The 14,293-nt window shown below is 37.7% G+C and carries 10 protein-coding genes; 5 read left to right on the top strand and 5 right to left on the bottom strand.

What is annotated here, in order from left to right; genetic code table 11:
- Positions 1–27: 27 nt before the first annotated feature.
- Positions 28–3,513: a hypothetical protein gene (locus tag B0G92_RS02800; protein WP_143394981.1), complete on the bottom strand. Its 3,486-nt coding sequence runs from the start codon at positions 3,511–3,513 to the stop codon at positions 28–30.
- Positions 3,514–3,876: 363 nt separating this feature from the next.
- Here B0G92_RS02800 and B0G92_RS02805 point away from each other — a divergent pair, with 363 nt between their 5' ends.
- On the top strand, positions 3,877–4,575 hold the full coding sequence (locus B0G92_RS02805; RefSeq protein WP_056067023.1) for a S24 family peptidase: 699 nt from the start codon (positions 3,877–3,879) through the stop codon (positions 4,573–4,575).
- Positions 4,576–4,607: 32 nt separating this feature from the next.
- Here the strand turns inward: B0G92_RS02805 and B0G92_RS02810 are convergent, their stop codons facing one another.
- From B0G92_RS02810 to B0G92_RS02820, 3 genes are all read right to left on the bottom strand, one after another.
- The gene (locus B0G92_RS02810) at positions 4,608–6,512 is read right to left on the bottom strand and encodes a M1 family metallopeptidase (RefSeq protein ID WP_101471023.1); all 1,905 of its coding nucleotides are present in this window, start codon (positions 6,510–6,512) and stop codon (positions 4,608–4,610) included.
- A 58-nt stretch (positions 6,513–6,570) separates the two neighbouring features.
- Positions 6,571–8,166, bottom strand: a complete 1,596-nt coding sequence (locus B0G92_RS02815) for a S8 family peptidase (RefSeq protein WP_101471024.1) — start codon at positions 8,164–8,166, stop codon at positions 6,571–6,573.
- A 262-nt stretch (positions 8,167–8,428) separates the two neighbouring features.
- Positions 8,429–9,286 (bottom strand): MBL fold metallo-hydrolase, encoded by an 858-nt coding sequence (locus B0G92_RS02820; RefSeq protein WP_101471025.1) that lies wholly within the window; start codon positions 9,284–9,286, stop codon positions 8,429–8,431.
- Positions 9,287–9,465: 179 nt separating this feature from the next.
- Between B0G92_RS02820 and B0G92_RS02825 the strand changes: the two genes are divergently transcribed.
- The 4 genes from B0G92_RS02825 (at position 9,466) to sufD (ending at position 13,504) form a co-directional block, all read left to right on the top strand.
- Positions 9,466–9,795 carry a HesB/IscA family protein gene (locus B0G92_RS02825; RefSeq protein ID WP_056067012.1) on the top strand — a complete coding sequence of 110 codons (330 nt, stop codon included), beginning with the start codon at positions 9,466–9,468 and terminating at the stop codon, positions 9,793–9,795.
- A gap of 58 nt (positions 9,796–9,853) precedes the next feature.
- Entirely contained in the window at positions 9,854–11,302 is a 1,449-nt protein-coding gene (gene sufB, locus B0G92_RS02830; protein WP_101471026.1) for a Fe-S cluster assembly protein SufB, read from the top strand.
- A 33-nt stretch (positions 11,303–11,335) separates the two neighbouring features.
- Positions 11,336–12,082: a Fe-S cluster assembly ATPase SufC gene (gene sufC / locus B0G92_RS02835; protein ID WP_056067005.1), complete on the top strand. Its 747-nt coding sequence runs from the start codon at positions 11,336–11,338 to the stop codon at positions 12,080–12,082.
- A gap of 105 nt (positions 12,083–12,187) precedes the next feature.
- Positions 12,188–13,504, top strand: a complete 1,317-nt coding sequence (gene sufD / locus B0G92_RS02840; RefSeq protein WP_056066997.1) for a Fe-S cluster assembly protein SufD — start codon at positions 12,188–12,190, stop codon at positions 13,502–13,504.
- A 55-nt stretch (positions 13,505–13,559) separates the two neighbouring features.
- On the opposite strand, the gene B0G92_RS02845 is transcribed toward sufD, so the two are convergent.
- Positions 13,560–14,246: a hypothetical protein gene (locus tag B0G92_RS02845; RefSeq protein ID WP_101471027.1), complete on the bottom strand. Its 687-nt coding sequence runs from the start codon at positions 14,244–14,246 to the stop codon at positions 13,560–13,562.
- Between the last annotated feature and the right edge of the window lie 47 nt (positions 14,247–14,293).

The raw sequence follows: 14,293 nt of genomic DNA on the forward strand, positions 1-14,293 counted from the left end.
GGGCCTAAGGATTAATTTTGGCTTATATTATGCGGTTTGGGAATTATCTCCAATCAGGGCATCTGTTTTCACAAATGATTTTACGGGATTGCCTTCAGCATCCAATATGGGTTGTCCATCACTGTCAAACAGAGTGTTGTCGTCACAGTCGGAATTGCAAGGCAAAGCGTTGACAACATTTAAGCCCATACTTCCTGCCTGGATAATGGTTAGTGAAGTTGGTACGCGGCTTTCCCATGTTTCTTCTACTTCGCCTTCCTGTGTTTGCAATTCTTTGATGATAGAAACAAATAACGGATCGTCAACAGCCGGTACTTGTCCGCCATTCCAAACTTGTCCTGTAGCCATGAACCAGTTAACGGCTTCTTCAAATCCTGGACGTACGGTTAGGATTACTCTTGCCATACCGCTTTGAAGGAAAGCTCTGAATATTGGATCGTTCGCCTCGTTCGGGTTGTATATTTCTGCCCATTTTTCTTTGTTAGCCCAGTAAAATGGATAGAAATGGTAGCTCATCAAATCCCATTCAAAGGCTTGTTCTAAGAATTTAACCTGTGATGTGTAGATGTCTAATTCGGCATCATTTTTAACTCTTAGATCTTTAGCGTTACTACCCAAAAGCATGTTTTTGCCCATATTTTCATGTCCTAACATGTAAGCAATACAGTTTTTTCGCAAAATGGTATTCTCAACCTGGCGATAGAATCCAGGATTTGTTTTTGCTTTTGCTTCTCCTGTTGCTTTTGCTACAGCCAGTTTTTCCTGATATTCAGCCAATTTTGCTTCATAAGCCTCAATGATTGCATTAAATGCTTTTAATCTCCATTGCTGTTTTGCTTTTTCAGTCAATTTGCATCTTACTGACGCGACAATATCTCCAGCAACGTGATTTCCAAGTGTAAAGGAAACCGGTACTTCTATTTCGAAATTGTCTATAGGAAAATCTAGAGGCATGGTAGCCTGAAAGAATTTAAAAGGATTTGAAGCTGTTGTGTTACCAATAGATAAAGACAGAATATTTCCTTGATAACCATTTGTACTACTAGCATTAAAGATTCCATATGCATGAACAGCTTTATATCCTTCAGGAACTTTTATTTTGCCATTTCCAGAGTTGGACTCGGTGTCGGCTATTTTTGCCCCATTTGGATAGCCCAAGATTGCAAAGGATTCTCCCACAGTAATTTCCTCATCAGGATAAGCTTCTATTTCTGCATTGTAAATAGCAGCCCAATGCTTATAGGTATTTGGAATCAGTACGTTGCTGTCTTTTAATGGCAACAAGGTAGCAGTTCTTGGGTCAATTGGCTTTACCAAAACTTCTGTAAACCTATCTTTTTTACCGGAAGTTACTTCGTTATGGAAAGAAGACGGCTCCGGAATCATAAACTCATACATCAAACGCTTTCCGTAATTGACAACTTTGTTTTTATAAATTTTGTCAACCCAACGATATACTCCTGAGATGTGATTATCTCCCTTACGGTTATCAAAACCATGTGTGTCTTCTTCAGAAAACTCCTCAATAATTTTGGTCGTACGTTCTTCTTTTATTTTTTGTACGACACGATCAAGGGCCCGTTCTGTAATTTCCTTGGCATACATAACGGCCTGACTGTTTGATGTTTCGGATGAGGTGTTGTTGGCATAGGAAGCATTTACTTCTCCTCCAAATCCTTGGCCTGATCCCCAATGAACTCCGGCTTGAACACCAATACTGGTGTCCTTGGCCATTACAGAAGCAACTTCCTGATTCATTTCATGGCGTTCTGTAGTGGAGGTATCGGTTAATTTTTCGATTTCCTGTTCGCTGCTTGTCGTATTCGTATCTTCTGTTTTTCTGGAACGCCTTGTTGTTTTTTCCTTAAACTCTCTCGCCATGATATTTTCAATATGGGAAACCTCTCCGGGAACATAGCAACAAATTTCCTGTTCTACTTTTCTGTAATCGGTAATACCTAATCTTCTAAAACCAAAGGTTCGAACCGGTTCAAGGGCAGGAGTTGTATCTGGCTCTCCGGGAGTATTTTCATCATAAATGTCAACTATTTTATAACTTCCATTTCCAGAGGCTTTTAGTTCTTGTATCATTCCAGAAATTATTCCACCGCCTCCAACTGTACCTCTTCCTGTGATTTGTATGGCAGTGTTATTGCTCAACAGTAATTCTCCGTCAACTGTAAAATTTGTTGCCACTGAATAGTCTAATTTTTCTCTGAAAAGAGTTACCTTTAATTTGTCATCAACCCAAGTGTCATCAAAGGAAGTGCCTGAAATTATCGTTCCATTTGGAAATTTTACGTTATAGCTAGCGCCGATAACATCAGCTCCTTGTGGGGCATTGTTAAATAAAAATGTTAAAGTAGATTTTCCCAGATGGTTTTGTCCTACAAATGAAAAGACATTCCCTAAGCCTATAGTATTTGTGTTTATAGGCGTTAAAATACCTCCATTGTTGACAATTTCCTGATTGCCCGGGTTTTGTTGAACAAGCGTATTTGTCTCATCAATTATTCCGCTCTCCATAGCTCCAATAATTCCAGTAAGTCCGTCAAAGTCGTTTGAGAGATTCAAAATGACACTTTCCGTAAAAGCGGAAATATTAGACGAACTTAATGCAAAATCAATTTCTGAATTTGGAGTAAATTCAAAAGGAGGTACAGTGATTCCAACATATTCGACCAGTGTTTTTTCAATACCCAGATCCTTATCAGTATATTTCTTCTCAACAGTTTGAGCAGAAGCATAAATGTCTTTCACATCTTGTTCATATTGCTTATATGCATTTTCCCGAGCCAACTGTGTCGACTTATTGTATGATTTCTGGATGGCATTCAGTTCTTTTATTGTTTCCTCATATCTTAAAATTTTTTGATTGGCTAAAAACGAATCTAGTTTTTTGTCAAGAGCCTTTGAGTTTACAGGAATTGAACGCGGAGTTCCTTTTATTGGGGTATCGTAATCGGCTCCGTTTTCAATAAAGATTTTAGGAATAATAACCCTGGCTTTGGCTATTTCTTTTTGTTGTTCAAATGTCAAGCTTTTATTTGCTACAAATTGATCGGCAACTAATAGCGATAAAAAGGTTTCGCGCAAATAAGGCGATTTTTGAGAAATGATTTGATAAAACAGGTTATCCCACATCTGGATTTTTGTGTTGAAATCTAAAGGGCTAATGTTTGAAGGTGTGTTTCTTGCCAATTCTAATTCAGTCAAAGAATTCCTGTTGGCGGTAAGCCATTCAGAGAATTTTAGAAATGAATTGCCCACAACAGAACCAATTTCTTTTTTTAGTTTTAAATTTTGGCTTTCAAAGCTAACAGCTAAGCTTTGTAACTGTTTTTTTCTTTCGCCGTCAGGTTCGTTTAGAATTCCGTTAAGAAAATGACTTGCAGCATATTCTGTTGTTTCGTCGATTTGTACGAAATGGTTTTTTGTTTCAGAGTCATCGATCAACTCTGGTGCTCTCATGGTCATAAACCTGAAAAGCGTGTTTTTAATTTGTGTACTCATTTTGTTATTAATTTAAAATTTAGTGGAAATAAATCTTAGTAATAACCTTTCAAAAATTACAAAAACCGCTTTCCGGACAGCAATGATTTAATTTTGTTTGGCTTATAAAGATTTTTACATTGCAAATATAGAAGAAAATAATCTACAAAACAAATTAAAATAAGATTATTTTCAAATATTTTATAATTCGCTTATAATTACCTTTATATTGTCAATTACATTGTGCACTGCTTATAAACAAGCCCTATAAAACAAGTAAAACCAAATGATTGTCTTTGTTTAAAATGAGTACTATTTTCTTATTTTTAATTTTATTATAGATTTTTTTCGTAATTTTGCTCAATAAAACAATATTATAATCATATGGTTTCAGAAAGAGTAGGAGAATATATGGCTAAAAAAGGCATAAGTTATTATGCTTTTGAAAATAGCATCGGCGCCAGCAGAGGAAGTATTTCTAAAGCTGTTAAAGAAGGAAAAAGTATCGGGTCGCAGGTATTGGAAAAAATTATTTCTGTTTATACGGATTTAAATCCAACATGGCTTCTCACTGGGCAAGGAAATATTTTTGTAGATAACGAAGAAATCCTGAACAACAAGCAGATTGAAATGTATAGGCTAAAGACGGATAGTTTTGTTGAAAATCAGCAGATACCGCTGTATGATATTGAAGCTGTAGCGGGGTTGGTGCCTCTTTTTCAGGATAGTAAATCGCAGGATCCGATTGATCATATTTCGATTCCACATCTACCAAAATGCGATGGTGCGGTATATGTAACGGGAGATAGTATGTATCCGCTTTTGAAAAGTGGCGATATAGTACTGTATAAGGAAATACATGACGTAGCCAATGAGATTTTCTGGGGCGAAATGTACCTTCTGGGAATCGATATGAGCGGCGAAGAGTATGTAACTGTGAAATATATACAGAAATCTGAAAATCCGGGCTGTGTGAGGCTCGTAAGCCAAAATAAGCACCATCAGGATAAAGATGTAGAACTTTCAAAAATAAAAGCGCTGGCACTTGTAAAAGCCAGTATCAGGATTAATGCAATGAATTAAAAAAAGGCGGACAATTTTGTCCGCCTTTTTATTTAGTTTTTCAAAACTTTGCTGTTGTCCGGAATTGGTGCCGGATATACGTTATTGTCTTTTTTCACATCGGCCATCAGGTTTTCAGGGTCGATTTCAATCTTGCTAATCATTCCCATTCCCTTGTCAATAGTGAATTTTAATGAAGGATATGCCCAATCCCATCCTTTTAAGAATATTCTTTTTACACCCGGATATGGGTTTTCTTTGATGCCTCTCATCATTTGTAACGGAGCATAGAACGATTCTTTGCTTCCATCTACATAAGTCACCATAATATCCAAAGGCATTGGCATTCTTCCAATTCTTTGCAATACGACTTCTGTTTTTCCGCCAGCATCTCTTACTTCCTTAATTCCGTAGTCGATGGTGTTTGTCGTTTGCGTCCAGTCTACCAGGTACCAATCCAGGTTCATTCCTGAAATTTTTTCTGCGGTTCTTTTGAAATCATTTGGCGTTGGGTGTTTGAATTTGAAGTCTTCATAGAATTTTTTAAGCGTTTTTGCCAGGTTTTCCTGCCCGATAATATATCCAAGCTGCGTCAGGAATAATTCTCCTTTGCTATAAGAAGATATTCCATACACCATATTTTCTTCAAATCGGTCTCCATGAGTGGTCTGTGGTTGCTCTCTTCCGGTTTTAACCATATAGAAATAGTTGGAATAGGCTGAATCGAATGGATTTTTTTCATCTTTACTTGGCAATACTTTAGCCATAGCCAAATCAGAAATGTAAGACGTAAAACCTTCATCCATCCATCCGTGTTTGGACTCGTTTGTTGCCAAAACGTGCTGGAACCAGGAGTGGGCCATCTCGTGAGCAGTAACGCCTACAAGGCTACCGTAGGACCTTTCGCCTGTAATTAACGTACACATGGCATATTCCATTCCGCCATCACCACCTTGAATAACGGAATATTGTTTGTATGGATATGGACCAACATTTTTATTAAAGAAATCCATTAATTCTGCCGTTTTTGGCTGCATTTTTTTCCAGTTTTCTTTAAGTTTTGCTTTGTCTTTGTATAAGAAATGCAATTCCACATTATTTGGACCAGGATAAACATCATGGATATAATCCTTATCTGCCGCCCAACTGAAATCATGAACCATTGGCGCATTAAAATGCCAGGTCAGGGTTTTAACTTTTCGAGGTATTTTTACTTCAACACCTTGATCCTGGTATCCGTATCCAATTTCATTTTTATTCTGAAGATATCCGGAGCCTCCTAAAATGTATTTTTTGTCGATGGTAATTTTGACATCAAAATTCCCCCATACACCGTGAAATTCTCTTCCGATATAAGGGTCGGCATGCCAGCCTTCAAAATCATATTCCGCCATTTTAGGATACCATTGCGTCATAGAAAGCGCTACACCTTCTGAACTGTTTCGACCAGAACGGCGAATTTGTTCCGGAACCTGTCCGTCAAAATCCAAGGTGAATTTGGTTTTGCCTTTTGGCGCAATTGGTTTTGCCAGGTCTACTTCCAGGATAGTACCAACAACTGTGGTGGTAGCCGGAACTCCATCCTGCATGAAATTGGTTACATTCAGGTAGCCAATCTGATTAGGTTTTAAGAGGCTGATTCTACTTTCTGTTTTTTCAACACCACCAGATTTTGTGGTCTTGACCATTCTTTTGTCCGGGTCTACAATAGTCTGTAGTCGGATATCCATTTCGCTTCCGGGTTGGAAGGCGTTGTTGTAAAGGTGGAAAAAGACTCTTTTGAGCGTGTCTGGTGAATTGTTGGTATAGACCAGTTCTTGTTTTCCTTTGTATTGGTATGTTTTTACATCCATGTTCACGTCCATTTTGTAATCGACGTGCTGTTGCCAGTAACCGTTTTGTGCTACCGCACTACCGCAGAAAACTGTAAATACTGAAAGTAGAAATAGTTGTTTCATAAGCATGCAAAATAAAAATGGAAGGGATTTCCCTTCCATTTTGAAAGTTTCCTAGATTTTATTTTTTCGTTTTAGCCATTTTTTCTGCCATAATCAGGGCGTTATAGGCATTAATCATTTTTCCGGATGTTGAGATTTTTGAAAATGAACGCTTGTTTGCTTTTTCGCCATTAAGGACTACATCTATATTGGTTGGAATTCCGGAATCCATTAAGATGTGCTTCACCTGCGAAGCAGTCAGTGACGGATAATATGAACGAATCAAAGCCGCAACTCCGGCAACATTTGGAGCAGCCATTGAGGTTCCCTGTTCGTATTTGTATTCGTTATTTGGATAGGTTGCATAAATTTTAACTCCAGGGGCGAAAACATCTACGTCTTTGCTGCCATAGTTGGAGAAGTCTGCTACCAGGTTTGTTCCATAGGTAGTGTCCAAAGCACCTACTTTTATTACGTTATCTGCAATTTCGCCAGATGCAATACGGTCATTTGGAAAACGCTCTTCTACATCAAGATCGGCACCTTCATTTCCGGCTGCCAAAACAATCAATACATCTTTGCTTGCGGCATATTTGATGGCGTCATAAACCCATTCTTTATGCGGAGAGAATCCTTTTCCAAAACTTCCGTTGATGACTTTAGCACCATTGTCAACAGCATAACGAATTCCCAAAGCAATATCTTTGTCGTATTCATCACCATCCGGAACGGCTCTCACCGCCATAATAGCAACATTGTTGGCAATTCCATCTCCACCAAGACCATTGTTTCTTACCTGAGCAATGATTCCTGAAACGTGTGTTCCGTGTGAAGCGCCTTCTTTTTTAGGCCCTGTTACATTGTTGTTTCCGTGTTTAGAATCGTTTAGGTCATCAATATTGTCGCCTAAAATTTTTCTTCCGTCGTGTTCAAGATTCAGGTTGTAATTCAGCTGATTGTAAATGTGTTCCTGATATTCTTTCAATTCTGACTTGAATTCTGGTCCGGCCTGGGCAATAACAGAAAGCATTACTCTCTTGTATTGACTAACAGTCGGGTCTTTTGATTCTAACGCTTTAAGGTCTTCTAATGTATAGTTTTCCTTTTTTAATTCTTTTTGTATTGTTTTATCGGCATTATTAATGAAATCAAATTGTTGCTTTGATGCCAAAGCTTCCTGATATTCTTTTTCGTAAGCTGCTTTTGCTTTCTTGAAATTTTCAGAACCATCATCACCTTTACGGACAATTCTTGTCATTTCCAAAGTTTCATTGGTCACATCGCCAAGAAAATTCCATCCGTGAATGTCATCGATATAACCGTTTTTGTCATCATCAATTCCGTTTCCTGGGATTTCTTTCGGATTCGTCCAAATAACTGATTTTAAATCCGGATGTTCAATGTCAACACCAGAATCTACCACGCCCACTATTACTTTCGTGCCTTTTTTGTTTTTAATCAATTCCGCATATGCTTTATCAACGCTCATTCCTGGAATCGTATCTTTTATGATGTCAAGATGGCTCCATCTTTTCAAATCATTTTCTTTAATTTTTGAAGTTTTTAAAGGAAGGTTTTCGATACTTGTAATTGGTATCATGCTTTTGGAAGCATTACATCCTGATAAAACCAACACTGAAAGCAGTGAAAGGGAGGACAGTTTTAGTATTTTCATTTTCAAAAAAAATTTGATTTCAATTAGTTTGCCAAAAGTACACTGACTTTACCACAAACTTATAAATAATTAACTTTATTTTAGAAAGGTTGATGATTTAAATTCAATGAATTGGCTTTGAAAGGATTCAAAATTAATTTATCTATTGGTTGAGCCAATGCTAGAAGTTTATGGTTTTTGCGACATAGCGTCTATGTGTGAAAATAATTTCTCACAAAGATGCTAAGTCATAATAAGGTTAATAAGAAGATTTTTTAAATCTTTATAAAATTTCTTCGCAAGTGAAAACGTCTTTCAAACGGACACCTTTTTCTGTGTTTTCAACGGTTATGATTTGGTTGTGAGCATCGTGCTCTAAAAACAGATAGTAGTTGTTTTCGGCTGCTTCGGTCAGAAACTTTGCTTTTTCAGGTAGTGTCAGGAGTGGACGTGTGTCATATCCCATAACGTAAGGCAAAGGAAGATGTCCTGCGGTTGGTAATAAATCTGCCATAAAACAGATGGTCTTGTCCTGATATTGAATTTTTGGAATCATCATTTTCTCCGTATGTCCGTCGGCAAAGAAAATATCAAATCCGAGTTCCGATTTTTTCAGTAAATCGCCATCCGGCCTTTTGATAAATTCCAATTGTCCGCTTTCCTGCATCGGGATAATATTTTCAGTAAGAAAAGAAGCTTTTTCTCTGGGATTTGGTTTTGTGGCCCATTCCCAATGATTGTCATTTGTCCAGAACCTTGCATTTTTAAAAGCGACTTCATAGCCGGTCTTGTCTTTATTCCATTGAACGCTTCCGCCGCAATGGTCAAAATGCAGGTGTGTCATAAAAACATCGGTAATATCATCACGATGAAAACCATAATGAGACAATGATTTGTCGATAGAATGGCTGCCCCACAGTGAATAATATCCGAAGAATTTTTCCGATTGTTTGTCGCCCATTCCGGTATCAATCAAAATCAGGCGATTTCCATCTTCAATTAAAAGGCATCTTGCGGCAATGTCAATCAGGTTATTTTCATCGGCCGGATTGGTTTTGTTCCATATCGTTTTTGGAACTACGCCAAACATGGCCCCGCCGTCTAATTTAAAATTTCCTGCTTCAATTGGATATAATTTCATTTTATGAGGATATAAAGGGTTAAAACTGCTTTTTGTTCGCAAATTACTAAAATCGATTGGCTTTAATGGGCGGAAATAAACTTTTTCTATAGAAACATAGTTAGAAAAATGTTACTGATTATGGAAAAAGCTAAATATGACGTATCTTTGCAAATTAATTAGACTAAATTTAAATCACTATGATAAAGGTATCTGATACAGCAAGTAAAAGAATCATCGATATGATGAATGATGACGGCTTTGATGCTACCAAAGATTACGTTCGTGTGGGCGTAAAAAGCGGTGGATGTTCCGGCTTGTCATATGAGCTGAAGTTTGATAAAGAACTGGGAGAAAACGACAAGGTTTTTGAAGATAATAATGTAAGAATTGCCGTTGAAAAAAAATCATTTTTATACCTGGCAGGAACCACTCTTGAGTTTTCAGGAGGACTGAACGGAAAAGGATTTGTTTTCAATAACCCGAACGCTACCCGAACTTGCGGTTGCGGCGAGAGTTTTTCTCTATAAAAATTAAAACTAACCCTTTCAGGGTTTCAAACCCTGAAAGGGTTGAATTTAAAAAAATATGAGCAAATACACAGAAGACGATTTAAAAATCGAGCTTGAAAATAAAGAATACGAATACGGGTTTTATACTGATATAGAATCCGATACTTTTCCTGTTGGCTTAAATGAAGACATTGTCCGTGCTATTTCGAAGAAAAAAGAAGAGCCGGAATGGATGACCAACTGGAGAGTAGAAGCATTCAGAGCCTGGGAGCAGATGATTGAACCTGAATGGGCAAATGTTCATTATGAAAAGCCTAAATTTCAGGAAATCTCTTATTATTCAGCACCCTTAAAAAAAGCAAAATACGAAAGCCTTGATGAGGTAGACCCGGAACTTTTGGAAACATTCAAAAAACTCGGAATTTCTATCGACGAGCAAAAAGTACTTGCCGGGGTTGCTGTGGATATTGTCATGGACTCCGTTTCTGTGGCTACGACATTCAAGAAAACGCTGGCAGAAAAGGGAATTATTTTCTGTTCTATTTCTGAAGCGATTAAGGAACATCCTGAATTGGTTCAAAAATATATCGGTTCTGTAGTTCCGCAAAAGGATAATTTCTATGCGGCACTGAATTCGGCTGTTTTTTCAGACGGGTCGTTCTGTTATATTCCAAAAGGTGTTCGCTGTCCGATGGAACTTTCAACCTATTTCCGTATCAATCAGGCCGGAACCGGGCAATTCGAAAGAACTTTGGTTATTGCCGATGAGGGAAGTTATGTTTCTTATTTAGAGGGATGTACAGCTCCATCGCGCGATGAAAACCAATTGCATGCTGCGGTTGTGGAACTGATTGCTTTGGATGATGCCGAAATCAAATATTCTACTGTCCAAAACTGGTTTCCGGGTAATAAAGAAGGTAAAGGTGGAGTATACAACTTCGTGACCAAAAGAGGTTTGTGCGAGAAAAATGCAAAAATTTCCTGGACACAGGTTGAAACGGGTTCTGCCGTAACCTGGAAATATCCGTCATGTGTGCTGAAAGGTGACAATTCGGTTGGAGAATTCTATTCTATTGCCGTAACCAATAATTTCCAGCAGGCTGATACCGGAACCAAAATGATTCATTTAGGAAAGAACACCAAATCAACGATTATTTCCAAAGGAATTTCTGCCGGAAAATCTCAAAACAGCTACCGCGGACTGGTTCAAATCAGTTCAAGGGCAGATAACGCTAGAAACTTTTCGCAATGCGATTCGCTATTGATGGGAAATAACTGCGGAGCACATACTTTTCCTTATATCGAATCTAAAAATCCGTCGGCTAAAATAGAGCATGAGGCAACGACCAGTAAAATTGGTGAAGACCAGGTTTTCTATTGCAACCAGAGAGGAATCCCTACAGAAAAAGCGATTGCTTTGATTGTAAATGGTTTCAGTAAAGAAGTATTGAATAAACTTCCGATGGAATTTGCGGTTGAGGCACAAAAATTATTAGAAATATCACTTGAAGGTTCGGTTGGATAATCTTTCAAGACTCTATAAAACACAAAAACAACAATGTTAAGTATAAAAAATTTACACGCTGGAATTGAGGACAAAGACATCCTGAAAGGTATTAATCTTGAAGTGAAAGCCGGCGAAGTTCATGCGATTATGGGACCTAACGGTTCTGGAAAAAGTACGCTTTCTGCCGTAATTGCAGGAAACGAAAATTATGAAGTTACTGAAGGCTCAGTAGAATTGGACGGAGAAGATTTGTCTGATTTGGCACCGGAAGAAAGGGCACATAAAGGGGTATTTCTTTCTTTTCAGTATCCGGTAGAAATTCCGGGAGTTTCTGTAACGAACTTCATGAAAACAGCCATTAATGAATCCCGAAAAGCAAAAGGGCAGGAGGAAATGCCTGCTAATGAAATGCTGAAATTGATTCGTGAAAAATCAGAGCTTTTGGAAATTGACAGAAAGTTTTTGTCACGTTCGCTTAATGAAGGATTTTCAGGAGGTGAGAAAAAAAGAAATGAAATATTCCAAATGGCAATGCTAGAGCCGAAACTGGCTATTCTTGACGAAACGGATTCCGGTTTGGATATCGATGCTTTAAGAATTGTTGCAAACGGTGTTAATAAGCTGAAAAGTGAGAACAATGCAATTATTGTCATTACACACTACCAAAGACTTTTGGATTATATCGTTCCGGATTTTGTACATGTTTTGTACAATGGAAAGATTGTAAAATCCGGAGGAAAAGAATTGGCTTACGAACTGGAGGAAAAAGGTTACGACTGGATTAAGGCGGAGAATTAATTTGTCGAAAGTTGTAAAGCCGGAATCGTTTTTGATTTCGGATTTTAGATTTTAGGACAAAAAAATAGTTGACTGCAAAAGTCTTTCAACTTTAAGACTAAAACAATGGAATTAAAAGAAAAACTAATATCATCTTTTATGGCTTTTGAAGAACGTGTAGATGTTGATTCTGCTCTACATGATGTTCGTACGGAAGCGTTTAAAAATTTTGAAAACAAGGGCTTTCCAACCAAAAAAGAGGAAGCCTGGAAATATACTTCGCTAAGCTCGATTTTAAAAAATGATTTCAGCGTTTTTCCAAAAAAGGAAAATGCGGTAGAATTTTCGGAAGTAAAGAAATTTTTCCTTCATGAAATCGATACTTACAAAGTTGTTTTTGTAGATGGTGTTTTCAGCTCATTTCTTTCTTCTACAACACATGATGGTTTGGATGTCTGCCTGATGTCATCGGCATTGACCAAGCCAAAATACAAGATGGTAATTGATGAATACTTCAACAAAATTGCCAGCAAGGATGAAAGCTTAACTTCATTAAATACTGCTTTTGCCTATGAAGGAGCCTACATCAATATTCCACGAAGTAAGGTAGTAGAAAAGCCTATTGAGATTATCAATTTTTCTACCGGTACGGAAGCTGCATTACTTGTTCAGCCCAGAAATCTTATTATCGTTGGTGAAAATGCGCATGTCCAGATTATTGAAAGACACCAGAGTTTGAATGAAAATCCGGTACTGACTAATTCGGTTACCGAAATCTTTGCCCAGAAAAGAGCGATTGTGGATTATTATAAGATTCAAAACGACAATCTTGAGGCATCGTTGATTGACAATACCTATATTGCGCAGAAAACGCAAAGTAACGCCTCTGTACATACTTTTTCTTTTGGAGGTAACTTGACAAGGAACAACCTGAATTTCTTCCATCAGGGCGAGCATATTGATTCCACGCTGAAAGGAATTACCATTATTGAAGGAAAACAGCACGTTGACCATTATACTTTGGTGCATCACGCCGCTCCAAATTGTGAAAGCCACCAGAATTACAAAGGAATTTTTGACGATAAGGCTACCGGAGTGTTCAACGGAAAGATTTATGTGGAGAAAGAAGCCCAGAAAACGGATGCTTTCCAGCAAAACAATAATATCCTATTAAGCGATAAGGCTTCTATCAATGCAAAGCCACAATTGGAAATTTTTGCAGATGATGTAAAATGTTCCCACGGCTGTACGATTGGCCAGCTTGATGAAAAGGCAATGTTTTATATGCAATCCAGAGGAATTCCTCAAAAAGAGGCAAAGGCTTTATTGATGTATGCCTTTTCGAATGAAGTAATCGAAAGTATCAAGATTCCGGCAATGAAAGCCAGGGTCACTAAGATTATTGCTACGAAATTGGGTGTTAATATGGGATTTGATTTGTAATCTGAACATATCTAAAAACAAAAAAAGGCTTCAAATTATTTTGAAGCCTTTTTGTTTAGTATAGCATATAATTTGTCAATGTTCTTTCCTGTATTGATCCATTGGAAGAAGTGTATTCGCGAATTGGCCCGACATCTTTAGCAAGCCAGTATTCTAAATCAATTGGTGTGGTTTGGTTTAAAATCTTGATTTCTACTTTGGTTTTTACTTTAATAACATTCGGATAAGTGGCACCGTTTAACACAACAGTTGAGTTTTTCTCTGTTATAGTACTGGTGTATTTGATAGTGGCAGTGGTTGAAGAATTTTGCCCGTTAACAGAATAGTTAACCCTGGAGGTCACGGTTCCATTCCAGGAGGAATTCGCTTCCAGATGGTCTTTAAAAATTGGGATTTCGTATCCCTGCATATTGATGCTCACGCCATCCTGATTAATATTGGTATCGGCAATTTTCTGGAAATAAGTTGCCCCTTTTTTGGCTACCCAATTTTGGACGCCAAAAACATTGTCGGCATCATCTGACAGCTCATAATAGGGTGTACCGTTAATTGTAGTGACCCCAATCATTCTGAGTTCTGAACTTCCGCTATTGGAACTAAAAGTCCATGTATTATTTACTTCCATAGGCCAGTAATTTCCCGTTGTTTCACCTAAAGACGGACTACTGTTGCTGTCATCACTGCTGCATGAAGAAGTGAACAACGCTGAAACGAATGCTAATGCTAGAACAAGTTTTTTCATCTGTTATGTTTTTACGAAGATATAATTTTTAAGGAAAAATTTAAGGC

This window comes from Flavobacterium lindanitolerans (assembly GCF_002846575.1).
In the GTDB taxonomy this organism is placed as follows: domain Bacteria; phylum Bacteroidota; class Bacteroidia; order Flavobacteriales; family Flavobacteriaceae; genus Flavobacterium; species Flavobacterium lindanitolerans.